We start from the raw sequence: 23,491 nt of genomic DNA on the forward strand, positions 1-23,491 counted from the left end.
AACCGCTCTCGTGAACCATTTCGACTACCGCGACGGCGTGCTGCATGCCGAGGACGTGGCAATCCCTGATATCGCCGCACAGGTCGGCACGCCGTTCTACTGTTATTCGACGGCGACCCTGACCAGGCACTACCGTGTCTTCGTCAAGGCCTTTGCCGGGCTCGACGCGCTGGTCTGCTACGCCATGAAGGCCAATTCCAACCAGGCCGTGCTGCGGACCCTGGCCAAGCTCGGCGCCGGCGCCGACGTGGTCTCGGAAGGCGAATTGCGCCGGGCACTGGCCGCCGGCGTCCCGGCCAGCAAGATCCTGTTTTCCGGTGTCGGCAAGACGGCGCGTGAAATGGACTTTGCGCTCGAAGCCAGCATCCTTTGCTTCAACGTCGAATCCGAGCCGGAGCTCGAACTCTTGTCGGCCCGCGCCTCGGCTCTCGGCAAGGTGGCGCCGGTGTCGCTGCGCATCAATCCCGATGTCGACGCCAGGACCCACAAGAAGATCTCAACCGGCAAGGCCGAGAACAAGTTCGGCATTCCGTGGCAGCGGGCGCGCCAGGTCTATGCCCGCGCGGCAACGCTTCCCGGCATCAAGATCACCGGCATCGATACCCATATCGGCAGCCAGATCACCGAACTGCAGCCTTTCGACGACGCCTTCGCCTTGCTGGTCGACCTGGTCGGCGCGCTGCGCGCCGACGGACATGCGATAGAGCATGTCGATCTCGGCGGCGGCCTCGGCATTCCCTATCGCGTCGACAACAACCCTCCCCCCTTGCCCGACGCCTATGCCCAGATCGTCCGCAAGCATGTCACCAAGTTGGGCATGAAGGTGATGTTCGAGCCGGGCCGGCTGATCGTTGGCAATGCCGGCATCCTGGTCTCGGAAGTGATTTTCGTGAAGGAAGGCGCCGCCAAGAACTTCCTCGTCGTCGACGCCGCCATGAATGACCTGATCAGGCCGACGCTCTACGATGCTTTTCACGAGATCAGGCCGGTCGTGCAGCCGCCGGCCGACACGCCGCGCATGATGGTCGATGTGGTCGGCCAGGTCTGCGAGACCGGTGACTATCTCGGCCTCGACCGCGACCTGCCGAGGCTGAAGGCGGGCGATCTCGTCGCCGTTTCCACTGCCGGCGCCTATGGCGCGGTCCAGGCCGGCACCTACAACACCCGCCTGCTGGTGCCGGAGGTGCTGGTCGACGGCGACCGTTTCCATGTCGTTCGTCCGCGCCTGACCTATGACGCGCTGATAGGGCTGGATTCGGTGCCGGACTGGCTTGCATAGAAGCCGCCCTGGCCGCGACGCTATAGCCGGTTCTGGATGAGCGCCCTTGTGTCGGCGATCCTGTCCTCGTCGCGGCGGTAGAAGGTCCATTGCTTGATGCGCTTGGTTCTGAGCAGGCCGGCCTGGGTAAGCACACGCATATGCTCTGAAAGCGTCGCCTGCGTGATGCCGAGCTTCTCGGCGATCAGCAGCGCGCAGACGCCGTCCTCGACCAGATCGCCATCCGCCTGTGCCCGGAAATGCGCACGCGGATCCTTCAGCCAGTCGAGAATCTGCAGCCTGCGTTCGTTGGCGATCGCCTTGAAGACATCAACCTCTTGCATTTAGCCATTTTGCCAAGTTACTAATCACTGTCAATCCCGAGGAGATTTTGGATGTCGCAGGGCAACATCGTCACACGCGAACGCATTGCCGCGATGGAACCGCGTATCCGCCCTTATGTCAGGCACACGCCGGTGCTGCGCATCGACATGGCCGACTTCGACCGGCCGCCACTGGCGGTCGACCTCAAGCTCGAATGCCTGCAGCATTCCGGCTCGTTCAAGGCGCGTGGCGCCTTCACCAACCTTCTGGAGCGGCCGGTTCCCAACGCCGGCGTCGTTGCCGCGTCGGGCGGCAACCATGGCGCCGCTGTCGCCTACGCCGCCATGCGGCTTGGGCACAAGGCGACCATCTTCGTTCCCGAAGTGAGCCCGCAGGCCAAGCTGGACCGCATTCGCGGCTATGGCGCCGACCTCGTCGTCGGCGGTGCCCGCTATGCCGAAGCGCTGGCCGCCAGCGAACGTTTCGCCGAGGAAACCGGCGCCCTGCAGATCCACGCCTTCAACCAGGAGGAAACGTTGATCGGCCAGGGCACGCTCGGGCTCGAGATCGAAAACGATCTGCCTGAGATCGACACGCTGCTGGTCGCCGTCGGCGGCGGCGGCCTGATCGGCGGTATCGCCGCCTGGTATGCCGGCCGCATCCGCATCGTCGCCGTCGAGCCCGAGGGCGCGCCGACGCTTCATCGCGCCTTCGAGGCCGGCCGTCCGGTCGACGCGCCGGCCGAAGGCATCGCCGCCGATTCGCTTGCGCCAAAGCGCGTCGGCGAAATGATGTTCCCGATCGCCGAAGCCTTCGTGGAACGCTCCATCCTGGTCAGCGATGACGACATCATCGCCGCCCAGAAAGCGCTCTGGAACCGCGTGCGCATCATCTCGGAACCAGGTGGGGCCGCCGCCTTCGCCGCGATCCTGTCCGGCCGCTACGCGCCGACGCCGGGCGAACGGGTGGCCGTGCTGGTCTGTGGCGCCAACGCAAACCCCGCCAATTTCTGATCGCAACCAATTCGGCCGGCTTCACGTTTTCTCAAACCGCCTCGCCTTTGCCGTGTTTGCTGGTATTCTTCGAGTCGTGAGGCTTGGGCTATCCTGCCCCGCCCGATGGCATGGTCCCGAAAACTCGAATCCGGTTTTCGGAACAGATCATGCTCAAGGAGATAGAGCCCATACCGGTCCTTTCAGGACGGAACAGAGCTCTAGGAAGGGCCGATGACGCAACGACCCATCTTCAGCAACGATCGCGGCCTGGCCGGACGCCTTGCCTTGAGCCGGCTGGCGACGCGGATCGCGATAATGGTCGAGCGTGGCTGGCCGCTGCTGCTCCCGCTCATCATTGTCGTCGCTCTCTTCCTCAGCGCCTCCTGGTTCGGCATTTTCCCCCGGCTGCCGGATGTGGTGCGCGTCGGCCTTGTCGCCCTGTTCGGCCTGGCAGGGCTGGCCGCGCTCTATCCGCTGCGCTTTTTCCGCATGCCTGGCGCCGCCGAGGTCGATCGCCGCATCGAGGCCGCCAACAAACTGCTGCACAGCCCCGTACAGGTGCAGAGCGACCGGCCCAGCGGCCAGGAAAGCAGCTTTTCGCAGGCGCTCTGGCGAGAGCACCAGAAGCGCATGGCTGGAAAGCTCGACAGTCTCGGCGCCGACCTGCCGCGCACGCGCGTGCCGGAGCGCGACCCCTGGGGACTTCGCGCCGTGGCGGCGCTGCTGCTCGTCACCGCCTTTGCCTTCTCCTTCGGGCCGACCGGCGGCAGGATAGCAGACGGTTTCAGCGCACATGGCACGCTCGACGCCGTGCCGCCGCGCATCGACGCCTGGGTGACGCCGCCAGCCTATACCGGCAAGCCGCCGATCTTCCTGACCGCCGACGCCAACCAGGCGACGCCAACTTTCCACGTCCCCGAGGGTAGCGACGTCTCCTTGCGCGTCACCGGAGGCTCGGGCGAGGAAACGCTTGCCTATGCTGACCAGGACGGCAACGCCCGCGCCATCGACCCGGCCAGCCCGCAAGCCGCCGCCACGGCCAAACCGGCCGCAAGCCCGGCACCGTCCAAGGTGCGCCAATTCACCGGCAAGCTGACTGGCGATGGCACGCTGACGCTGAAATCGGGCGACGACCAGCTTGGCCGCTGGGCCTTCGCCGTGATCCCTGACAAGCCGCCGCAGATCCGCTTCGTCGGCGAGCCCAAGCGCGCCGCCAACGGCGCCTTCGAGCTCAACTACCAGATCGACGATGACTATGGCGCCGCCACCGCCAAGGCGGTCTTCGCGCTGGCCGATCCGCAGGCGCCGGGTGCGCATCCGCTCTATGGTCCGCCCGACATGCCGCTGACGCTGCCGCGCCGCGGCGGCAAGTCGAATGCCGCCCGGACCACGAAGGACCTGACCGAGCATGTCTGGGCCGGCGGCAGCATCAAGCTGACGCTGGTCGCCACCGACGACGCCGGACACACCGCGTCCAGCGAGACCAAGACGCTCGTGATGCCCGAGCGGCCATTCGCCAACCCGCTGGCGCGCGCCGTGATCGAACAGCGCCGCCTGCTCGCGCTCGACGCCAATGCCAAGCCGCGCGTGCTCGACCTGATGGACGCCATCACGCTGCGGCCTGAAGACACGTTCGACAACATGTCCCACTACCTCGCCATCATGAGCGCGATGAGCCGGCTGAAACTGGCCGGGAACGATGATCAGCTGCGCGGCGAGGTCGCCTATCTCTGGGAAATCGCGCTCGGCATCGAGGAGGGCAATCTATCGGCCGCCGAAAAGCGGCTGCGCCAGGCGCAGCAGGCGCTCCAGGACGCCATCAAGAACGGCGCCAGCGACGCCGAGATCGAGAAGGCGATGAAGGAACTGCGCGAGGCGATGAACCAGTTCCTGCAGGAATTCGCCGAACGCGCCAAGCAGAACCCGAATGCGCCGCAGATGCAGCAGAACGGCCAGGAACTGCGCCAGAGCGACATCGACCGCATGATGGACCAGATCGAGAACCTGGCGAAGTCGGGCGACCGCGACAAGGCGCAGCAATTGCTGTCGCAACTGCAGGACATGATGAACAACCTCCAGGCCGGCCGCCAGCAGCAGGGCGGTGAGCAGGACAGCCAGATGCGCCAGCAGATGGACAAGCTCGGCGAGATTTTGCGGCGCCAGCAGGAGATGATGAACGACACGTTCCGCATGGACCAGATGCAGCGCGGCGAGCGACAGCGTGGCAAGAATCGCGACGAGCAGCTCGGCGAAGGCAGCGGCGAGAACCAGGACAAGCCAGGGGTTGGCGAGGACCGCGATCCGCTCGCCAGGCAAAAGCCGATGACGCCGCAGGAATTCGCCGATGCGCTGAAGCAGTTGCAAGAAGGCCAGGGGCAGCTGAAAAGCGATCTCGAACAGCTGAAGAAGGGCCTCGAAGGCATGGGCATGGAGCCCAATGAAGGATTTGGCGAAGCCGGCAAGTCCATGGGCAGCGCCGAGCAGGCGCTTGGCGAGGGTCAGGGCGACGAGGCCGTCGGCCACCAGGGCCGGGCGCTCGAGGCGCTGCGCAAGGGCGCCAAGGACATGATGAAGCAGATGCAGGCCATGCAGGGCGACCAGGGCGGCAGCCAGGAAGGTGGCCGTCAGCAGGACGCCGACCGTGACCCGCTCGGCCGGCCGCGCGCCAGCCAGGGTCCCGATTTCGGCGATTCGGTGAAAGTGCCCGATGAGATCGACGTGCAGCGCGCGCGCCAGATCCTGGAAGCGATCCGCAAGCGGCTCGGCAACGCGCTCAGCCCCGATATCGAGCGCAGCTATCTGGAACGGTTGCTGGAACTGAAATAGTAAACGGCGGAGCAACCGAAGACGTCTATGACGCCGGTTGGACCTGCCTGTTGACGAACGCCTCGCGGATCGCCTCCTGCATGCCGTCGATCGCTTCACCGGAAGCGTTCGGGTTGCGGTGCATCACCACATTGGAGGAATCGATGTCGCCGAACCCATCCGCGGACGTCAGTTCGCGGCAGTCCGCCGGAATGTTGCTGCGCGAAATCGGCGCGATCGCCAACCCTGAGGTGACGGCAAGCTTCAGGCCGCCATTGGTGTCACTGGTATAGGCGACGCGATAGGCAAGGCCGCGCTGCTCCAGCGATTTGATGGCGAAGTCCTTGCACCAGCCGGCGCGGTTGTAGAGCGCGATCGGCAGCGGCTGTTCCTCATGCATGTGGTGCAGGTTCGACGTCACCCACACGGTCGGGTCGTGCATCAGCACCTCGCCGCCGGAAAGGTCCTGCCACTCGAAGACCACGGCGAGATCGAGCTCGCCCGCGGCGAGCGCCGCGACCTGCGCCCACGAATGGGCGTAGCGCACCGTGACTTCGACCTTTGGATGGCGCTTCGAGAATGCGCCGAGCGCGCGCGACAGGATGGCGTGGCCATATTCCTCCGGAATGCCGATGCGCACCGGCCCGCCCAGCGGCGCCGCCGCCATCGACGCAGCCGTCTCGTCGAGCAGCGAGACGATGCGGCGGGCATTGACGATGAGTTCGCCGCCACGCCGCGTCAGTGCGACGCCACGTGAACCGCGCTCGAACAAGGTGTCGCCGACCAACTCCTCGAGCTTCTTCATCTGCATCGACACGGCCGACTGGGTGCGGCCGGCCTGTTCGGCGGCCCTCGTGAAATTGCCGGCCTCGGCGATGGCCACGAAGGTACGCAGGAGATCGCTGTCGAGGGTTGGCCGCATGGCATCCATCATAAGTAAATTTGATTGCTGGCATCATTCCAATTCGTTTGCAACATGTCAAACGTCGACCGATAGTCGCCTCACCCATTGGATATGCAGCCGCGAAATCGGCTGCGGACCAATCGAAGAGTCCTCACTCGTGCCCGCTGCCCGAAAACGGTGGCGGGTTCTTTTTGATCTGGACAGGGGGGCCGGATCGTATGCGCGGGAGCCTGAACACGGATGCACAATAGGATGGTGCGCGGCATCCTGAGCCTGTGCCTGGGCGTGCTGGTGTTCTCGCTGCAGGACCCGCTCGTCAAAGCCGTGTCGAGCGGCTATCCGGTGACCGAGGTGATGGCGATCCGCTCGATCGTCGCCTTGCCGATCCTGATCGTTCTCGTCCACGCCGATGTTGGCTTGCGGGCCATCCTGTCGCGGCGCTTCGGCCTGCTGACCATACGCGCCTTCATCCAGTTCACCTCCTACACGGTCTATTACCTGGCCATCGCCGCCCTGCCGCTGGCCGACGCCGTGGCGCTCTATTTCATGGCGCCGCTGTTCATCATGGCACTGGCCGGGCCGTATCTTGGCGAACGCGTTTCCTGGCGGACGCTGGCGACCGTGCTGATCGGATTGCTCGGCGTGGTCGTGATGGTGCGTCCAGGCGCTGGGCTGTTCGATTGGGCGGCCTTGCTGTCGCTGGGCTCGGCGGCGCTCTACGGCTTCTCGCAATTGATGGCCCGCAAGATCGGCGACACCGAATCGTCTACCGTCATGGCCTTCTACCAGAACGGCGCCTATCTCGTCGGCGCCGCCGTGGTCGCCGGCACGTTCCACCTCGCCGGCATAACCCACGCCGTCCATCCGAGCCTCGAATTCCTGGTGCGGCCGTGGACCTGGCCGACACTGCCGGATTTCCTGAAAATGGCGGCGTGCGGGTTCGTCGCCTCGGCCGGCATGATCCTGCTCTCGCAAGGCTATCGGCTGGCACCGGCCAACCGCGTCGCCACCTTCGAATATACCGGCATCCTGTGGTCGCCGCTGTGGGGTTTCCTGTTCTTCGCCGAGGTACCACGCTCGACAACCGTGATCGGCGCGGCGCTCATCATCGGCGCCGGCCTGCTGGCGCTCAACACCGAGCGGCGGACCGCTCCGGCACCGGCGCTTGTCGCCAGGGATCCAGCCTGATCAGGCGAAGCAGATCAGCGCCCGTTCGACGCGCGAACGGATCTCGGCCAGCGTAAAGGGCTTTTGCACGACATCGAGGATGATGCCGTTCAATTCCTCGGCGCGCTCGCGCTGGTCGGCATAGCCGGTCATCAGCATGATCTTCATCGCCGGGAAAAGCGCCGCGGCCGCAACCGCCATCTCGATGCCGTCCATCTCCGGCATGCGGATGTCGGAGACGACGAGATCGTAGCCGCCGTTTGCGGCGCGGATCAGCGAAAGCCCCTGCGCGCCATCGGCGGCGATATCGATTGCGTGGCCGGCGCGTTCGAGCGCGCGGGCTGCCAGGGTGCGGACGGACTCATCGTCCTCGACGATCAGAAGCTTTGCCATGGCCGGCATATTTGGCGGTGAAAAGTTGACTTTTCCTGAAGGCGGGACGGGTCAGCAAGTCTTTTTGGGGAGTGGCTCAAACGTCGCCTTTGACGACACCCACGAACGGCAATTCACGAAAGGCGTGCGCAACGTCCATGCCATAGCCGACGACGAAATAGTCGGGGCAGTCGAAGCCGACATAGTCGGCATTGAGCGCGGTCTGGCGGCGCATGCGCTTGTCGAGCAGCACGGCGATGGAACAGCTTTTCGCGCCACGCGACAGCATCAGGTCGCGGGTGAAGCTCAGCGTCTTGCCCGATTCCAGAATGTCGTCGATCAACAGCACGTCGCGGCCGGCAACCTCGTTGTCGATGTCGCGCAGCACCCTCACCTCGCCGCTGCTGGTGCCGGCGCCATAGCTGGAGATGAAGATGAACTCGACTTCCGGCGACAGGCCGACATCGTGCATGGCCCGGATCAGGTCGGCGGCGAAGATGAACGAGCCTTTCAGCACCGAAATCACCAAGAGATCGTGATAGTCGTGCCCGGCGATCTCCTTGGCGAGTTCGAGATTGCGCCGCGCGATCGCCGATGCCGAAAACAGGACTTCGATGTCCTTGCCGCGTACGATGGGCATTGTTGATCTTCCCCGGTGTCGCCTACTCGGCGAAAGTAACCAAAACGGTTCTTACGCCGTTCTTAGGCACGTCGAGCCGGCTGGCAAAGCCGAATCTTTCGCCCGATGCCAGCGAATGGCCGGATGTCCCCAACGTATAGCGGGTCGTGCGCCCGTCATTGCCCGTCACCCGGATTTCGAGCGGCGGCAGGGTCGCGGGGCTTGTTCCGTCATTGGCCGCCTCCCCATCGACGAACAGCACCGGATTGGCGCCCGAGACGTCGACGCGTGAGGTGACGCCTGAAATGGTCAGCGCCGACGCTTGCGCGCCGGCCAGGAACGGCGCCTGGCGCACCAGTGCGTGGCCGCCGGAAACCCAGAACGCGGCAAGGGCTGCACCGATGCCGGCGATCCAGAAGATCGGACCGCCGCGCGAGGCCGGCCGCCGCTCCGCCGGCGCTTCCGGCTTGCGCAGCATGTCCATGCCCTCGATGGGCGGGGTGACAATCAGGCGCGGCAGCGGCGAAACGTTTTCGACCGGTGAGACGGGCCGCGACACCACAACATAGTCCGCATCGACGATATCTGCCGCCGGACCGCGCACGATCCGGTCCGCCATGGCAATTGCCGGCGGTTCGGTCATGATTTCGCCGGAAACCGGGCGCGCGGTTCGTTCCTCAGCCATCATGGCCCCAGCATTGCGGCACGTTCGCTTTTCGTTTCTTTTGCGTAAACACAAATGGTTAACGCTTCCCCACCGGAGCCCTCTTGAAGAGCCGAAACAAGCCAGGAATTAACCGCCGGTTAACCATGCCGGCCGATGGTCTTTTCACAGAACAGGCTGGCTCGCCGCGGCCAGGAACCTCAGGTCGTCGAAATTGATTCGCTTCGAAAATGTCGGCCTCCGCTATGGCATGGGTCCGGAAATCCTCCGCGACATCTCCCTGCATATACCGGAGCGCTCCTTCCAATTCCTGAGCGGGCCTTCGGGCGCCGGCAAGACGACGTTGCTGCGCCTTTTGTTCATGTCGCTGAAGCCGACGCGTGGGCTGATCACCATCTTCGGCAAGGACCGCTCCCGCATCTCACGCACCGAGCTGCCGCACCTGCGCCGGCGCATCGGCGTGGTGTTCCAGGATTTTCGCCTGCTCGACCACATGACCACTTACGAAAACGTCGCTTTGCCATTGCGCGTGCGCGGGCGCGAGGAGGCGAGCTACCGCACCGACGTCACCGAGCTCTTGAAATGGGTGGGGCTCGGCGAGCGCATGCATGTGCTGCCGCCGGTCCTGTCAGGCGGCGAGAAGCAGCGCGCCGCGATCGCGCGCGCCCTGATCGAACAGCCGGAAATCCTGCTCGCCGACGAGCCGACCGGCAATGTCGATCCGCCGCTGGCGCGGCGCCTGCTGCGGCTGTTCATCGAGCTCAATCGCCTCGGCACCGCGGTGGTGATCGCTACCCACGATCTCGGCTTGATGGAACAGGTCGACGCGCGCCGCATGATCCTGGCCGGCGGAAGGCTGGATATCTATGACTGATCTGTCCGCCGAGCATTTCGAAGAGCAGGACGCCGAGGCAGCCGTCGCAAGACCGCGCGCCCAGCGCAAGATGGCGCCGATCGTGCCGGCGCAGAACATTGCCGGCCGCGCCTTGGTGCTGGTCATCGCCATCATGACCTTCCTGTCCTGCCTGACCTTCGGCGCGGTGACGCTGGTGCGCGATACGGCCTCGGTATGGGAAAACCAGATTTCGCGCGAGGCGACCATCCAGATCAAACCGGCCGAAGGCCTCGACATGGAGGCAGCGCTTACCCAGGCTTCGCAGATCGCCAGCGAATTCCCCGGCGTGAAGTCGACCCGGATCATCGACCGCGAAGCGACCGCCAGGCTGCTGGAGCCCTGGCTAGGTTCGGGCCTCAATATCGACGACCTGCCGGTGCCGCGCCTGATCATCGTCACCATCGACGAGAACAGCCCGCCAGACTTCGCCGCCATGCGCGCCGCGATCGCGCCGAAACTGCCGAGCGCATCGCTCGACGACCACCGCACCTGGGTCGACCGGCTGGTAGCCATGGCCCGCACCACGGTGACCATCGGCATCGCCGTTCTGGCCCTGATGCTGTCGGCAACCGTGCTGACGGTGGTCTTTGCCACCCGCGGCGCCATGGCCGGCAACGGCCACATCATCGAGGTGCTACATTTCGTCGGCGCCGAGGCGCAATTCATCGCGCGCGAATTCCGCCGGCATTTCCTGGTCACAGGCATGAAGGGCGCGGCTGCCGGCGGAGCGGCGGCGGTGCTCGTCTTCATCGTTTTCTCCTGGTGGTCGTCGCGCAACATGGCAACACCACAGGCCGATCAGGCAACCGCTTTGTTCGGCAACTTCGCCATCGGCTCGGCGGGTTACCTGGGTGTCGTCCTGATGGTGCTGGTGATTGGCGCGCTGACGGCGGCGACCTCACACGCCACCGTCGTCGCCTATCTCAGCGACATCGACGTTCGCCAACCCGACGCATGAAAGGAGTTCGTCTTGGCGTGGATGGAACGAGCGCGATCACGGATGGAGAATTTGCGTAACGCAAAGTGCGTCTTTTACCTACCAAACGCCGCATTTCGGGATTAACCATATGGCTATGGACGTGCGGGATTCGACCGGGACGGCTGGACAGCTGCCAGTGGTGGTTGCCCGTTGGCGCGGCCATAGCAAGGTTAGCCGTTTAAGGACCGCCCTGCGTCTCTCCGCTCTCTCGCTGCTTATGCTCGCAATGGTGTTCGCTGGCGGCTTCGGCTGGTTTGCCAGCAAGGTCAGTCACCTGACCACGCCCGCCAACCCAGCCAAGGCCGATGCCATCATCGTGTTGACCGGCGGCCAATCGCGGCTCGACGCCGCGATGGAACTGCTCGCGTCCGGTAAGGGCGAGCGGCTCTTGATCAGCGGCGTCCATCCCTCGGCCAGCCGTCGCCAGCTTCAGGCGGCGACCGGCGGCGACAAGAAACTGTTTTCCTGCTGCGTCGACATCGATCGGGCCGCGCTCGACACGATCGGCAATGCCGAGGAGAGCGCCAAATGGGTGGAAAACCATGCCTATGGCACGGTCATCCTGGTCACCAACAACTATCACATGCCACGCAGCCTGCTGGAGATGGGACGGCTGTTGCATGGCGCCAAGCTTGAGCCCTATCCGGTGGTCAATTCCAATCTCGACAATGGCGGCTGGCTGACCAAGCCGCGGGCGTTGCGGGTGCTGTTCACCGAATACACCAAATATCTGCTGGCGCTGGCACGTGGTATTATCCCGGTGAAGCCGACGCCCGAAGGCATCGCGCTGGCCGAAACCGCCGCCGGCGGCTGAGCCCGCGTCATTCCTTGGCGCCAGCCCCTGAAACGCCCTTGAGGCGCGCGATCTCCTGTTCAAGGTTCTGGATGCGCCGGTCGCGCTCGGCAAGCGCCGCCGCCACATCAGCCGCCTCGAAGCGCTGCGGTATATGTTGCGGGCAATTGGCGTCCCACGCCGAGACGGTGAACAGGATGACCTGCTCGGGACGCGCCTTGTAGTCCGGCGGCATCAGCCTCGCTGTCAACTCGGCATCGTCTTCGACAATGCGTGCCGTACCCCAGATCTTGATGCGCTGGCGCATCATGTAGTCGATCAGGAACAGGAAGGCCCTCGGATTGTCGGCCAGATTGCCCTGCGTGATGAACTGCTTATTGCCCAGAAAATCCGCGAAGCCGATCGTCTTCTCCTCGAGCACCTTGAGAAAGCCGGCAGGGCCGCCGCGGTGTTGGATATAGGGCTGGCCATCGCCATTGGCAGTCGACAGGAAGACGCTGGTCTGCATTCTGATGAAAGCGGCAAGGTCCGGTGTGATCGCCGATTGCCAGCCGCCGCGCTCCTCGACGCGGGCATAGGACTGGCGCGAACCCTTGCGCGCCTGGATCGCCTTGACTGTTGGCGTGAAGGCGACATCGCTCGTAAAAGCGTGTGCGTTCATCGAGACCTCCTTGCATGTTTCTAGAGCCCGAGCTCCGACAGCGTCGGGTGGTCGTCCGGCCGCCGGCCGAGCGGCCAGTGATATTTGCGCTCGGCCTCGGCAATCGGCAGGTCGTTGATGCTGGCGATGCGCAGGCGCATCAGCCCGTGCTCATCGAATTCCCAGTTCTCGTTGCCATAACTGCGGAACCATGAACCGTTGTCGTCGTGCCATTCATAGGCGAAGCGCACGGCGATGCGGTTGCCGTGGAAGGCCCACACCTCCTTGATCAGCCGGTAGTCGAGTTCGCGGCTCCATTTGCGGGTCAGGAAGGCCTGGATAGCATCGCGCCCTTGCAGGAATTCGGCGCGGTTGCGCCAGCGGCTGTCCGCCGTATAGGCAAGCGCCACCCGCGCCGGGTCGCGCGAGTTCCAGGCATCCTCCGCCATGTGCGCCTTCTGGGCTGACGTCTCGGCGGTGAAGGGTGGAAGCGGCGGGCGGCTCTCAGACATGGGATTCCTCTGCGGCATGAAGGGTGGGGACCGACGGGCACCGCCACTCCTATCCGGATTCAGGCAGCATCTCGGGCGCAAACAACCGGAAAATCAATGTCGGTCTGGGCAACCTCATTGATATAGTTGGTCCAGACGTTCAGGGCGACATGCTGGACGATCTCGATGATCTCCCCATCGTCATAGCCTGCGAGCCTGACAGCGGCGAGATCCTCCTGGCCGACCTGTCCTCGGCTTTGCGCAACGCTGGCGGCAAAACGCACCGCCGCAGCTGCCTTGGGGTCCGAGGAGCCGCCGTGGCGGTTGGCGATCATCTCGGCATCGTCGAGCCTGGCGAGCGTCTTGCCGAGATAGCTGTGCGCGGACAGACAATAGTTGCAGCCATTGATCTCGGCGATCGCCAGCGCGATGCGCTCGCGCGTCGGCGCCGCAAGCCGGCCCTTGGCCAAAGCTCCCATCATGCCGAGATAACCTTCCAGCGCGGCCGGACTGTTGGCGACCATCCGAAACAGGTTCGGCACGACACCGAGCTGTTTTTCCACGGCCTGCAGCATCGGCTGCGCGGCGGCGGGAGCGGTTGCGATCGACGAAGGCGTGGCAATGCGGGGCATGAAGATTTCCTTGTTGAGATGCCTCGCTTATATGCAGCCTTCCATGTTGCGGATGTAGATGCCATATTTGCAATCAACCCTTCCATTTTCTGGAAGAAATGATGGATCGTCTTGAAGCCATGTCCCTTTTCGTCGCGGCGGCGGAAGGCGGCAGCCTTTCCGCCGCCGCGCGCCGTTCGGACGTTCCGCTAGCAACGGTCAGCCGCAAGGTCTCCGAGCTGGAGCGGCACCTGAAGACACGGCTGTTGAACCGCTCGACGCGGCGGCTCACACTGACCGATGCGGGCCATGCCTATCTCGCGGCCTGCCGCCGCATTTTGGACGAGGTCGGCGATGCCGAACGCACCGCCGGCGGCGAATACAGCGCCCCGACAGGGGAATTGATCATCACCGCGCCGATTGTCTTCGGCCGCCTTCACGTTCTGCCCGTCGTCACCGACTTCCTGGCCGCCTATCCCCTGGTGGATATCCGCCTCACGCTCGGCGACAGGATAAGCCAGTTGGCCGAGGACCATATCGACCTCGCCATCCGCATCGGCAGGCTGCCGGATTCGCGCTTGGTCGCCATCAGGGTCGGCTCGATCGGTCATGTTGTCTGCGCAAGCCCGGCCTATCTGGCCGCGCACGGCATTCCACGGACCCCGGGAGAGCTCGAGACGCACAGCTGCATCACCTTCGAGGGCCTTGGCTCGCTTGCCACCTGGACCTTCAGCGTGGACAAGGCTGATTTTATCGTACCGGTCCGCTCGAGGCTCCGGGTCAACACCGCCGAGGCGGCGATCGATGCGGCGATCGCCGGTGTCGGATTGACGCGGGTGCTTTCCTACCAGATCGTTGCCGCCGCACGATCAGGAACACTGCGCCCCGTGCTCGGGGATTTCGAACCCGAGCCTTGGCCGGTAAACCTGGTGCATGCGGGCCAGGGCCGGCTGCCGGTGAAACTGCGCGCCTTCCTGGACTTTGCCGCCCCACGCCTGAGGGAACGCCTGGCGCAGGCAACCTGGTAGGACGGGCAGCATCGCACCGTTTCCTTTTTCCCCGCGCTTGGTGTAACCAACGCACACTTCCTCACCGGACCTCCCCCATGCTCTATGTCAGATCGCTGGCGTTCAATTTCGTCTTCTACGTCAATCTGATCGTCCAGATGATCCTCTGGACCCCCTACTATTTCCTGTCGCCGCGTCACCGTGCCTGGTTCGTGCCGAAATTCTGGTCGCGCACCTCGATGTGGCTCTATGACAAGATCGCCGGAACGAAGAATGACATCACCGGGCAGGAAAACCTGCCCGAGGGTTCGTTCATCCTGGCGCCCAAGCACCAGTCGTTCTGGGACGCTATCGCCTTCTTCCCTTACCTCCAGGACCCGCTCTACATCCTGAAGCGCGAGCTGACCTGGATCCCGTTTTTCGGCTGGTACATCTTGAAGATGCGCATGATCCCGGTGCATCGCGGCAGCCGCTCCAAGGCCTTGAAGGCGGTGGTCGCCGCGACCAAGGAAGAAATGGCACGCAACCCGCGCCAGTTGATCATCTATCCCGAGGGCACCCGCCGGGCTCCGGGCGACGAGCCGGCCTACAAATACGGTATCGTTGAAATCTATTCGCAGCTTGGCGTTCCGGTGGTGCCGGTCGCCCATGTCGCCGGCCTCTACTGGCCGCGCCGCAAGTTCCTCCGCTATCCCGGAACCATCAAGGCACGCTTCCTGCCGCCCATACCGCCGGGTCTTGGCAAGGAAGAGTTCATGGCGCGGCTGATCGGCGAGACGGAAGCCGCCTGTGACCAGCTTCTTGTCGAGGCATCACGCGCGCCCAACCCGCCGGCCCTGCCGACAACGGCGGCAAAGCGGTTGCGGGAACTCGGCGCGAAGCTTGACGGCTCCGCGGCCTGATCGTCAACCGTACACAGCCAGCACCGTGGTCAACAGCAGCGTCGCGGCAAAGACCAGATTGATGATCCGCGAGGCGACAGGCCTGCGCAGGAAGCGTGCGAACGCCGCGCCGGCAACAAGCCACACGGCGTGGATGACGACGATCATCACCGCCAGAACAGTCAGTTTCGTCCACAGGCCGAGCTCGACATCGCCCTTTCTCGACGAGGTGCCGGCGAACACGGCAGCGATCGCCACATAGGCCTTGGGGTTGGCGACCGCCAGGAGAAATCCAGCCAGCCAGGTTGGGCGCGAAGCCTCGGCGGCACGTGCGGCCAGCGCCGGCGCGGTGGCGATCTTGAAGGCGAGATAGAGAATGTAGGCCGCCGACGCGACAACCAGCAACGGCGCCAGCTTCGGCATCGACCCAAGCACCGCCATAACCCCGGTCGCCACAACCAGCAGCACGGCGATCGTGCCTAGGACGATGCCGCCGGTGTAGCGAAGCGAATCGCGCAGGCCGAAGGCGGCGCCGACGGCGGTAACGCTTATCGTCGCCGGCCCAGGGCTGCCCATGACGACGGTGGCGGCCAGCAACAGCGCAAGCAATTGGCGCCAAGGCTCCGGCTGCGAAAGAAGCGATCCGTCCATCTGGTCCTCCGCCCTGAGCCCGTGCGAAGGACGGTATGGCAAGGCATGAGGATCGTCTTGGACGTTCGTGCGTCCCGTCTTGCCGGCAGCCCTCAGGCGCTGGCTTTGTCGAGCTCGGCCATATCGTCGGCGCTCAACTTCAACGACACCGCCCTGATCAGGCTGTCCATCTGGCTTGGCTTGGTGGCACTGGCGATCGGCGCGGTGACGCCCGGCCGCGCCATGGCCCAGGCAAGCGCCACTTCCGCCTGCTTGGCCGAATGCCTGGCGGATACGGCGTCGAGCGCCGCCAGAATGCGCGTGCCGCGTGGATTGAGATAGCCGCCGACATCCTCCCCGCGCTCGCTCTGGCCAAGATCGGCTTCCGTGCGGTACTTGCCGCTCAAGAAACCTTTGGCCAGGCTGAAATAGGTGATGACGCCGACATCCTCGGCCACGCAGAGGTCGCGCAGCGGGCCATCGAAGGAGGAGCGGTCGTAGAGATTGTATTCCGGCTGCAGCACCTCGTAGCGCGGCAGGCCGCGCAGGCTTGCCACGTCAAGTGCAGCACGCAACTGGCCGGCATCGAGGTTGGAACAGCCGGCATAGCGGATCTTGCCCTTGGCGAGCAGTTTCTCATAGGCGCCGAGCGTTTCCTCATAGGGCGTCGTCGGATCCGGCCAGTGCGACAGATAAAGATCGATGAATTCGGTCTGCAGCCGCTTCAGCGATGCATCGACGGCCTTTTCAATATAGGCGGCGGACAGATCCTTGTGGCCCTGCCCCATATCCGAGCCGACCTTGGTGACCACCACGACCTTGTCGCGATTGCCGCGGTCCTTCATCCATTTGCCGATGATGGTTTCCGATTCACCGCCCTTGTTGCCGGGAACCCAACGCGAATAGGCGTCGGCCGTATCGATGGCATTGAGGCCCGCGCCGACGAAGCGGTCGAGCAGATCGAAGGAGGTCTTCTCGTCAGCGGTCCAGCCGAAGACATTGCCGCCCAGAACCAGCGGCGCGATGGAAAGGTCGGTGCGACCGAGACGGCGTTTCTGCAAGACGGATCTCCGTGATGATTGGGGCCGGGCGATGCCGCCCGCTGGCTGGGTTCGGAGCCTAACCTAGGTCTTGCCGCATCGAGGTCAAAGGCCCTGGCCACCGTTTTCCGCAGAGCCAGCGCTTCACAAAGACGCTATCCCCCGTTTCACCTCCTCCAGCCAGTGGTCGCGGATGCCCAGTGCTTCCAGATGCTTCAGCGTACTCAGCACATAGTCCTCGTTGTTGCCCGATCGGCCGACCGCGCCACGCACCACGGCCGCTGCATCCGCCGCGTCCATCGCCCCGGCATATTGCTCATGCTTGCGGTCGACGATGTAGGCCACGGCCTCGACCGCGCCGCCGCCGTCGAGACGAACCTTGAGCGTCCGCTCGAGATAGACGCTGGTGACAAGCTCGCGCTCACGCAGATAGGCAATGACCTCGTCGCGCAGTTCGCCGGGCACGCGGAAGGCGAGGCCGACGCAGGACCCGCCATGGTCGAGGCCAAGCACCAGTCCCGGCCGCTGGCGCGTGCCGCGGTGCACGAAGGAATAGACGCAAAGCGAGCGGCGGTAGCCATGCAGGCGCGCACGCCGTGTCTCGACATGCGCGAAACCGGGCCGCCAGATCAGCGAACCGTAGCCGAACACCCAAAAATCGCCCATATCACCGCGCCTGATTGCAAAAGAATGGCAACACCGCACCGGAAACCGGTGTTTTTTCCGCCCGTGTCCGTCTACCTATCGTCTCTGTCCACTGGTGTTCCCGGAATCGAGAATCCGTTCACACCATCCATGCGTTAATGAGAGCCAAAGCATGACGTCAAGTGACGAACGCCGACCGGGTAACCGTCGCCGCCTATGGTGGCTTGCCGCGTTCATCCTGGTGCTGTTCGCCATATACAGCGCCGGATGGTTCTATCTGGCCAACAGGGTCAGGTCGGAGGCCGACAAGGCGGTTGCCACGCTCAATAAGAGCGGCATCCAGGCTGGCTGCGCCAACCTCGAGGTCAGTGGCTATCCGCTGAGCTTTGCCGTCTCTTGCGACAATCTCGCCTACGAGGACGATGCCAAGAACATTGCCGCCTCGGCCGGCTCCTTCAATGCCACCGCCCAGATCGCCCAGCCCTTGTCGCCGGTTGCCAATCTGCGCGGTCCGCTCCGAACCTCCGTCCCGGGCATGATGCCGCTCTGGATCGACTGGGACAATCTGCAGGCCAACGTCAAACTGTGGTATCCGCTGCCGCGACGTATAGCGCTGCAGGCCGAGGGCCTGTCGGGCCAGACCGATCCGGCCGACGATACCGATCCAGTCGAGCTGTTCAGTGCCGGCAAGGCATCAGGCCAGTTGCAGCCGAATGGCGCGGATATCGACTATGTCGGCAGCTTTGGCGATCTTGAAATCGATCCCGACACGATCGGCGGGCGCGTGCTGCCGGCGCTCGATGCCAGCGGCGACGTGACACTGAAGAACGGCGTGGCGCTGGTCGGCACGCAGGTGAAAAGCCTGCGCGGCCAGAGGATCGAAATCCGTAATCTCGATCTGTCGTCGGGGACGGCGCGTGTCACCGTTTCCGGACCGCTGTCGGTCGATGCAGAAGGCCTGGTCGATGCCGATCTGATGATCAGGATCAAGGATCCGAAGGCCGTGGCATCTATCCTTGCCGGCGCCGTGCCCGAGCAGAAGAATGCGATCGAGCAAGGTTTTGGCGCCCTGGCTCTACTCGGCAGCGAGCCGTCGATGCCGCTGAAGGTGGTCAAGGGCAAGGCCTCGCTCGGCTTTATCCCGCTGGGCAAGATCAAGCCGGTGCAATAGCACCCATGGCAAGACCCGTGAGGCTCTTGAGTGTTGGAGCGCTGACGCTGGACACCATCCTGCGCGTCGAGTCGCTTCCGACGCATCAGGGAAAATTCATCGCCTCGGACGGCGTCCAGATCGCCTCGGGCATGGCCACGAGCGCGGCCTGCGCCGCACGTCGTCTCGGCGCCGAGATATCGCTATGGGCGAGTGCTGGCGACGATCCTGTCGGCGATCAGCTGATCGCTGGAATCGAGGCCGAGGGCGTCGATTGCAGCCATGTGCGCCGCGTCAGCGGCGCACGCTCGGCGCTGGCCTCGATCCTGGTCGATGCGCATGGCGAGCGTATCATCGTGCCGTTCTACGACACGCGCGCGCAGGCTGATCCCGAAGCCTTGCCGTTTCCCGACATCACGGCGTTCGATGCCGTGCTGGCCGACGTGCGCTGGCCGGGTGCAGCGGCACTTGCCCTGAACGCGGCGCGCGCCGCGGGCAGGCCGGCTATCCTCGATGCCGATACCGCGCCGCTGGCGGTGCTGGAGCAACTGTTGCCGCTGGCCTCGCACATCGTCGCCTCCGAACCGGCAGTGCGTATCATCTGCGGCCACGCGTTGGATCTGGAGACCGCTTGCGAGGATCTCGCCTCCAGCACCGACGCCTTCGTCGCGGTCACCGGCGGCGCGGCGGGTACCTGGTGGTTCGATCGAAGCGCCGGATCATCCCGCCATGTCGAGGCGCCGAGGATCAAGGCGGTCGACACGCTGGCCGCCGGCGATGTCTTTCATGGCGCCTTTGCCGTTGGGCTGGCGGAAGCCATGGCGATCGAGCACGCACTGCGCTTTGCGAGTGCCGCCGCCGCGCTCAAATGCCTGCGCTTCGGCGGCAGGCTGGGCGCGCCGGATCGGGCGGAAACGCTCGCCATGATGGCAGCGACCTGGCCTGAAACAGCTTAGCTCTTTGCCGGATGCTCGACCGCCTGGCGGCCAAAGTCCGGCGCGTCGATATCCTGGCCCGCCTCGATGATCGAGCGGCGCACGGCGCGGGTGCGGGTGAACAGGTCGAAGAGTTTGTCGCCATCGCCCCAGCGGATCGCGCGCTGCAGGAACGCCAGATCTTCCGAGAAGCGCGCCAGCATTTCCAGGATGGCATCCTTGTTGTGCAGGCACACGTCCCGCCACATGGTCGGATCGGAGGCGGCCAGACGCGTGAAATCGCGAAAGCCGGAGGCGGAATATTTGATCACTTCCGTCTTGGTCACCGATTCCAGGTCGTCGGCGGTGCCGACGATGTTGTAGGCGATGATGTGCGGCAGATGCGAGACGATGGCCAGCGTCATGTCGTGATGCTGCGGATCCATCGTGTCGATGTTGGCGCCGCAGCGGCGCCAGAATTCCGACAGCCGTTCCAGCGCCTCCGGATCGGTGCCCGGCACCGGCGTGAAGATGCACCAGCGATTGTCGAACAGGTCGGCAAATCCGGCATCCGGGCCGGATTTTTCGGTACCCGCCAGCGGATGGCCGGGAATGAAATGGACGCCCTCAGGCACATGCGGCTGCATCTGCGCGATGACTGAGGCCTTGGTTGAGCCGACATCGGTGAGGATCGCACCTTTTTTTAGCGCCGGCGCAATCTCCTGCGCCACCGCACCGGATGAGCCCACCGGCACCGAGACGATGACCAGATCGGCATCACGCACAGCTTCCCTGGAATCGGTGGTGTAGGAATCGCCTAGTCCCAGTTCCTCGGCTCGCTTGAGCGTTGCCACACTGCGCGTCGAGATCGCGACATGGCGAGCCAGGCCTTCGCGGCGAATGACGCGGGCCAGCGACGAGCCGATCAGGCCGATGCCGACCAGCGCGATTTTTTCGAACATCGGTGATGCCATGGTGTGTAACTTTTCAGGCGTTCTAGCTTTTCAGGAATGTCTTGAGCGCGGCGACAACGCCGCGATTGGCCTCTTCGGTACCGACGGTCATTCGCAGCGCGTTGGGAAAGCCGTAGCCTGAAACGCGCCGCAGAATATAGCCGCGCGCGCTCAGATAATCATCCGCCGCAGCCGCCGAATGCCTCTGGTCGTCGGGAAAATGAATGAGCAGGAAATTGCCGACGCTGGGCGTCACGCGCAGTCCGAGTCCAGTCATCTCCTCGCTCAGCCAGGCGAGCCAGGTCTCGTTATGCGCCACGCTGCGCTCGACATGGGCGCGGTCGCGGATCGCGGCGATGCCGGCCTCGATCGCGGTCGCATTGACGTTGAAGGGGCCGCGCACGCGGTTGATCGCATCGACAATGTGCATCGGACCATACATCCAGCCGATACGCGCTCCGCCGAGACCGATCTTGGAGAAGGTGCGGGTCATCACCACGTTCTCGGCGCTGCCGGCCAGCTCGATGCCGGCTTCGTAATCGTTGCGGCGGACATATTCGGCATAGGCCGCGTCCAGCACCAGCAGCACGTTTTTCGGCAGTCCGGCATGCAGGCGACGCACCTCCTGGAACGGCACATAGGTGCCGGTCGGATTGTTGGGATTGGCCAGGAACACGATTTTCGTGCGCGGCGTCACAGCCGCCAGCATCGCATCGATGTCGGCGCGCTCGTCGGTCTCCTTGACCACGACCGGGGTGGCGCCGGCCGACTGGATGTAGATCTTGTAGACCATGAAGGCGTGTTCGGTGAACATGGCCTCGTCGCCGGGCGCGAGATAGGTCTGTGCCAACAGGCCAAGGATCTCGTCGGAACCGTTGGAGCAGATGATGTTCTGCGCGTTGAGGCCATGCACCTCGGCGATCGCCTCGCGCAACCGCCTGGCGGTGCCGTCGGGATAGATGTCGAGTTTGCCGGCGACCTCACGCGCGGCCTCGATCGCCTTCGGCGACGGCCCAAGCGGGTTCTCGTTCGACGACAACTTGTAGACCTTGGCGACCCCGGCCGGCGCCGTGCTCTTGCCGGGCACATAGGCGTCTATGTCCATGATGCCCGCGCGGGGGGTTGGACGTGCCTGATCCGGTGTCTGGTTCATGTCTTGCAAAATCCGTCGAAAATGCCTCCATCCGGAAGCCGCTGCGGAAATACAAGCCATGGCCGGCAATGTCGAGAGGCGGCACTAGTGCCAGCCGCCGCCATTGACGGCGAGGCGGGCGGGTTCTAGAAGGGCGGTGACAGTTCCGTGGTGATTTGGCCGGTCGGCTTGCAGCCACGTTAAACAATTCGCTAAAGGGCCGTTTGCGTGACGTAACCGGCTTTGCGAAGGCAATGCCGGTTTTTTATTGTCCGCTACCGGCCCGGACGACCGCATCGGCGCCGCGAAAATCAGCGGAGATTTTCGCAAGAAACGATGCAGCAAGAGAGATTAGGAATGGCCGCTCTGCGCGCAGCAAGGACCAACAACGAGGTCGACAATCCGTCGAGCCTGGTGTTGCGTTTCGGACCCGACAAGCCGCTCAAGCTCGATGCCGGCACGGTGCTGTCGCCGTTCCAGATCGCCTATCAGACCTATGGCGTTCTGAACGATGCCCGTTCCAATGCCATCCTCGTCTGCCATGCACTGACCGGCGACCAGCATGTCGCCAACACCAATCCGGTGACCGGCAAGCCAGGCTGGTGGGAAGTGCTGATCGGCCCCGGCAAGATCATCGACACCAACCGTTTCTTCGTCATCTGTTCCAACGTCATCGGCGGCTGCCTTGGTTCCACCGGGCCGGCTTCGACCAACCCCGCCACGGGAAAGCCCTATGGGCTCGACCTTCCTGTCATCACCATCCGCGACATGGTGCGTGCGCAGCAGATGCTGGTCGACCATTTCGGCATCGAGAAGCTGTTCTGCGTGCTGGGCGGCTCGATGGGCGGCATGCAGGTGCTGCAATGGGCGTCGAGCTATCCCGAGCGGGTGTTCTCGGCACTGCCGATCGCCACCGGCGCGCGCCATTCGTCACAGAACATCGCCTTCCACGAGGTCGGGCGGCAGGCCGTGATGGCCGATCCGGACTGGCATGGCGGCAAATATTTCGAGCACGGCAAGCGCCCGGAAAAGGGGCTGGCGGTGGCGCGCATGGCCGCCCACATCACCTATCTGTCGGAAGCCGCCCTGCACCGCAAATTCGGCCGCAACCTGCAGGACCGCGAAGCGCTGACCTTCGGCTTCGATGCCGATTTCCAGATCGAGAGCTATCTGCGCCACCAGGGCATGACCTTCGTCGACCGCTTCGACGCCAACTCCTACCTCTACATGACACGGTCGATGGATTATTTCGACCTTGCCGCCGACCATGGCGGCCGGCTGGCGGACGCCTTTGCCGGCACCAAGACCCGCTTCTGCCTGGTGTCCTTCACGTCGGATTGGCTGTTCCCGACCGAAGAGAGCCGCTCGATCGTGCACGCGCTCAACGCCGCCGGTGCCTCGGTTTCCTTCGTCGAGATCGAGACCGACCGCGGCCACGACGCCTTCCTGCTCGACGAACCGGAACTGTTTGCCGCCATCAACGGCTTTATCGGTTCGGCCGCGCGCGCCAGGGGGCTCGGTGCATGACCCCGAAACGTTGCAGACTTTTCGGACCACGGTCATGCGTCAGACGGAAAGGCGAAGCCATGACCCAGAAAAATTGCGGACTTTTCGGACCATCG

General features: G+C 64.2%; 25 protein-coding genes and 1 riboswitch. Of the genes, 12 read left to right on the plus strand and 13 right to left on the minus strand.

Annotation, left to right across the window (positions count from 1 at the left end; genetic code table 11):
* The first annotated feature begins 10 nt into the window (after nucleotides 1-10).
* Nucleotides 11-1,279, plus strand: a complete 1,269-nt coding sequence (gene lysA, locus EN845_RS20500) for a diaminopimelate decarboxylase (RefSeq protein WP_127872227.1) — start codon at nucleotides 11-13, stop codon at nucleotides 1,277-1,279.
* Between the two features lie 20 nt (nucleotides 1,280-1,299).
* On the opposite strand, the gene EN845_RS20505 is transcribed toward lysA, so the two are convergent.
* Entirely contained in the window at nucleotides 1,300-1,602 is a 303-nt protein-coding gene (locus EN845_RS20505; protein ID WP_127279851.1) for a metalloregulator ArsR/SmtB family transcription factor, read from the minus strand.
* A gap of 51 nt (nucleotides 1,603-1,653) precedes the next feature.
* Here EN845_RS20505 and EN845_RS20510 point away from each other — a divergent pair, with 51 nt between their 5' ends.
* Complete coding sequence (locus EN845_RS20510; RefSeq protein ID WP_127872226.1) at nucleotides 1,654-2,595, plus strand: threonine/serine dehydratase; 942 nt, start codon at nucleotides 1,654-1,656, stop codon at nucleotides 2,593-2,595.
* A 213-nt stretch (nucleotides 2,596-2,808) separates the two neighbouring features.
* Complete coding sequence (locus EN845_RS20515; RefSeq protein ID WP_127872225.1) at nucleotides 2,809-5,403, plus strand: TIGR02302 family protein; 2,595 nt, start codon at nucleotides 2,809-2,811, stop codon at nucleotides 5,401-5,403.
* Nucleotides 5,404-5,428: 25 nt separating this feature from the next.
* Here the strand turns inward: EN845_RS20515 and EN845_RS20520 are convergent, their stop codons facing one another.
* Entirely contained in the window at nucleotides 5,429-6,304 is an 876-nt protein-coding gene (locus EN845_RS20520) for a LysR substrate-binding domain-containing protein (RefSeq protein WP_127280878.1), read from the minus strand.
* 222 nt (nucleotides 6,305-6,526) lie between these two features.
* Between EN845_RS20520 and EN845_RS20525 the strand changes: the two genes are divergently transcribed.
* Complete coding sequence (locus tag EN845_RS20525; RefSeq protein WP_127872224.1) at nucleotides 6,527-7,474, plus strand: DMT family transporter; 948 nt, start codon at nucleotides 6,527-6,529, stop codon at nucleotides 7,472-7,474.
* Here the strand turns inward: EN845_RS20525 and EN845_RS20530 are convergent, their stop codons facing one another.
* The 3 genes from EN845_RS20530 to EN845_RS20540 form a co-directional block, all read right to left on the minus strand.
* Nucleotides 7,475-7,846, minus strand: coding sequence for a response regulator (locus tag EN845_RS20530; protein ID WP_167531492.1), 372 nt, complete (start codon nucleotides 7,844-7,846; stop codon nucleotides 7,475-7,477).
* A 76-nt stretch (nucleotides 7,847-7,922) separates the two neighbouring features.
* Complete coding sequence (gene hpt, locus EN845_RS20535) at nucleotides 7,923-8,465, minus strand: hypoxanthine phosphoribosyltransferase (RefSeq protein WP_127279434.1); 543 nt, start codon at nucleotides 8,463-8,465, stop codon at nucleotides 7,923-7,925.
* Between the two features lie 22 nt (nucleotides 8,466-8,487).
* The gene (locus EN845_RS20540) at nucleotides 8,488-9,132 is read right to left on the minus strand and encodes a hypothetical protein (RefSeq protein WP_127872223.1); all 645 of its coding nucleotides are present in this window, start codon (nucleotides 9,130-9,132) and stop codon (nucleotides 8,488-8,490) included.
* Nucleotides 9,133-9,322: 190 nt separating this feature from the next.
* Between EN845_RS20540 and ftsE the strand changes: the two genes are divergently transcribed.
* The 3 genes from ftsE (at nucleotide 9,323) to EN845_RS20555 (ending at nucleotide 11,796) form a co-directional block, all read left to right on the plus strand.
* Nucleotides 9,323-9,982, plus strand: coding sequence for a cell division ATP-binding protein FtsE (ftsE, locus tag EN845_RS20545; RefSeq protein WP_010911739.1), 660 nt, complete (start codon nucleotides 9,323-9,325; stop codon nucleotides 9,980-9,982).
* A complete protein-coding gene (locus EN845_RS20550; protein WP_127279432.1) occupies nucleotides 9,975-10,961 on the plus strand; it encodes an ABC transporter permease in 987 nt (328 codons plus the stop codon). Before ftsE ends, EN845_RS20550 begins: the two co-directional genes overlap by 8 nt.
* A 109-nt stretch (nucleotides 10,962-11,070) precedes the next feature.
* Entirely contained in the window at nucleotides 11,071-11,796 is a 726-nt protein-coding gene (locus EN845_RS20555) for a YdcF family protein (protein WP_127872222.1), read from the plus strand.
* A 7-nt stretch (nucleotides 11,797-11,803) separates the two neighbouring features.
* On the opposite strand, the gene EN845_RS20560 is transcribed toward EN845_RS20555, so the two are convergent.
* Genes EN845_RS20560 through EN845_RS20570 form a run of 3 tightly spaced genes read right to left on the minus strand, consistent with a single transcriptional unit; the run spans nucleotide 11,804 to nucleotide 13,538 of the window.
* Nucleotides 11,804-12,436: a pyridoxamine 5'-phosphate oxidase family protein gene (locus tag EN845_RS20560; protein ID WP_127872221.1), complete on the minus strand. Its 633-nt coding sequence runs from the start codon at nucleotides 12,434-12,436 to the stop codon at nucleotides 11,804-11,806.
* Nucleotides 12,437-12,456: 20 nt separating this feature from the next.
* Nucleotides 12,457-12,927 carry a DUF1348 family protein gene (locus EN845_RS20565; RefSeq protein ID WP_127279429.1) on the minus strand — a complete coding sequence of 157 codons (471 nt, stop codon included), beginning with the start codon at nucleotides 12,925-12,927 and terminating at the stop codon, nucleotides 12,457-12,459.
* 59 nt (nucleotides 12,928-12,986) lie between these two features.
* On the minus strand, nucleotides 12,987-13,538 hold the full coding sequence (locus EN845_RS20570; protein ID WP_127279428.1) for a peroxidase-related enzyme: 552 nt from the start codon (nucleotides 13,536-13,538) through the stop codon (nucleotides 12,987-12,989).
* Between the two features lie 101 nt (nucleotides 13,539-13,639).
* Here EN845_RS20570 and EN845_RS20575 point away from each other — a divergent pair, with 101 nt between their 5' ends.
* Nucleotides 13,640-14,545 carry a LysR family transcriptional regulator gene (locus EN845_RS20575; RefSeq protein WP_127872219.1) on the plus strand — a complete coding sequence of 302 codons (906 nt, stop codon included), beginning with the start codon at nucleotides 13,640-13,642 and terminating at the stop codon, nucleotides 14,543-14,545.
* Nucleotides 14,546-14,622: 77 nt separating this feature from the next.
* The gene (locus EN845_RS20580; RefSeq protein WP_127280817.1) at nucleotides 14,623-15,426 is read left to right on the plus strand and encodes a 1-acyl-sn-glycerol-3-phosphate acyltransferase; all 804 of its coding nucleotides are present in this window, start codon (nucleotides 14,623-14,625) and stop codon (nucleotides 15,424-15,426) included.
* A 3-nt stretch (nucleotides 15,427-15,429) separates the two neighbouring features.
* Here EN845_RS20580 and EN845_RS20585 read toward each other — a convergent pair whose 3' ends face one another.
* The 3 genes from EN845_RS20585 to EN845_RS20595 all read right to left on the minus strand — a co-directional run bounded on the left by EN845_RS20585 (nucleotide 15,430) and on the right by EN845_RS20595 (nucleotide 17,741).
* The gene (locus tag EN845_RS20585) at nucleotides 15,430-16,056 is read right to left on the minus strand and encodes a LysE family translocator (protein WP_127280818.1); all 627 of its coding nucleotides are present in this window, start codon (nucleotides 16,054-16,056) and stop codon (nucleotides 15,430-15,432) included.
* Between the two features lie 92 nt (nucleotides 16,057-16,148).
* Nucleotides 16,149-17,096, minus strand: a complete 948-nt coding sequence (locus EN845_RS20590; protein ID WP_127872218.1) for an aldo/keto reductase — start codon at nucleotides 17,094-17,096, stop codon at nucleotides 16,149-16,151.
* A gap of 123 nt (nucleotides 17,097-17,219) precedes the next feature.
* Nucleotides 17,220-17,741 (minus strand): gamma-glutamylcyclotransferase, encoded by a 522-nt coding sequence (locus EN845_RS20595; RefSeq protein ID WP_127278636.1) that lies wholly within the window; start codon nucleotides 17,739-17,741, stop codon nucleotides 17,220-17,222.
* 151 nt (nucleotides 17,742-17,892) lie between these two features.
* Here EN845_RS20595 and EN845_RS20600 point away from each other — a divergent pair, with 151 nt between their 5' ends.
* Together EN845_RS20600 and EN845_RS20605 are read left to right on the plus strand one after the other, a co-directional pair.
* The gene (locus tag EN845_RS20600; RefSeq protein WP_127278635.1) at nucleotides 17,893-18,891 is read left to right on the plus strand and encodes a DUF2125 domain-containing protein; all 999 of its coding nucleotides are present in this window, start codon (nucleotides 17,893-17,895) and stop codon (nucleotides 18,889-18,891) included.
* Between the two features lie 5 nt (nucleotides 18,892-18,896).
* The gene (locus tag EN845_RS20605; protein WP_127278634.1) at nucleotides 18,897-19,826 is read left to right on the plus strand and encodes a sugar kinase; all 930 of its coding nucleotides are present in this window, start codon (nucleotides 18,897-18,899) and stop codon (nucleotides 19,824-19,826) included.
* On the opposite strand, the gene EN845_RS20610 is transcribed toward EN845_RS20605, so the two are convergent.
* The gene (locus EN845_RS20610; protein ID WP_189343785.1) at nucleotides 19,823-20,758 is read right to left on the minus strand and encodes a prephenate/arogenate dehydrogenase family protein; all 936 of its coding nucleotides are present in this window, start codon (nucleotides 20,756-20,758) and stop codon (nucleotides 19,823-19,825) included. The genes EN845_RS20605 and EN845_RS20610 overlap by 4 nt on opposite strands.
* Before the next feature lie 22 nt (nucleotides 20,759-20,780).
* A complete protein-coding gene (hisC, locus tag EN845_RS20615; protein WP_127278632.1) occupies nucleotides 20,781-21,890 on the minus strand; it encodes a histidinol-phosphate transaminase in 1,110 nt (369 codons plus the stop codon).
* Nucleotides 21,891-22,027: 137 nt separating this feature from the next.
* Nucleotides 22,028-22,105: riboswitch (SAM riboswitch) on the plus strand.
* Nucleotides 22,106-22,226: 121 nt separating this feature from the next.
* Between hisC and EN845_RS20620 the strand changes: the two genes are divergently transcribed.
* Nucleotides 22,227-23,396 carry a homoserine O-acetyltransferase gene (locus tag EN845_RS20620; protein WP_127872217.1) on the plus strand — a complete coding sequence of 390 codons (1,170 nt, stop codon included), beginning with the start codon at nucleotides 22,227-22,229 and terminating at the stop codon, nucleotides 23,394-23,396.
* Nucleotides 23,397-23,491: the final 95 nt, after the last annotated feature.

This window comes from Mesorhizobium sp. M8A.F.Ca.ET.202.01.1.1 (assembly GCF_004791595.1).
In the GTDB taxonomy this organism is placed as follows: Bacteria; Pseudomonadota; Alphaproteobacteria; order Rhizobiales; family Rhizobiaceae; genus Mesorhizobium.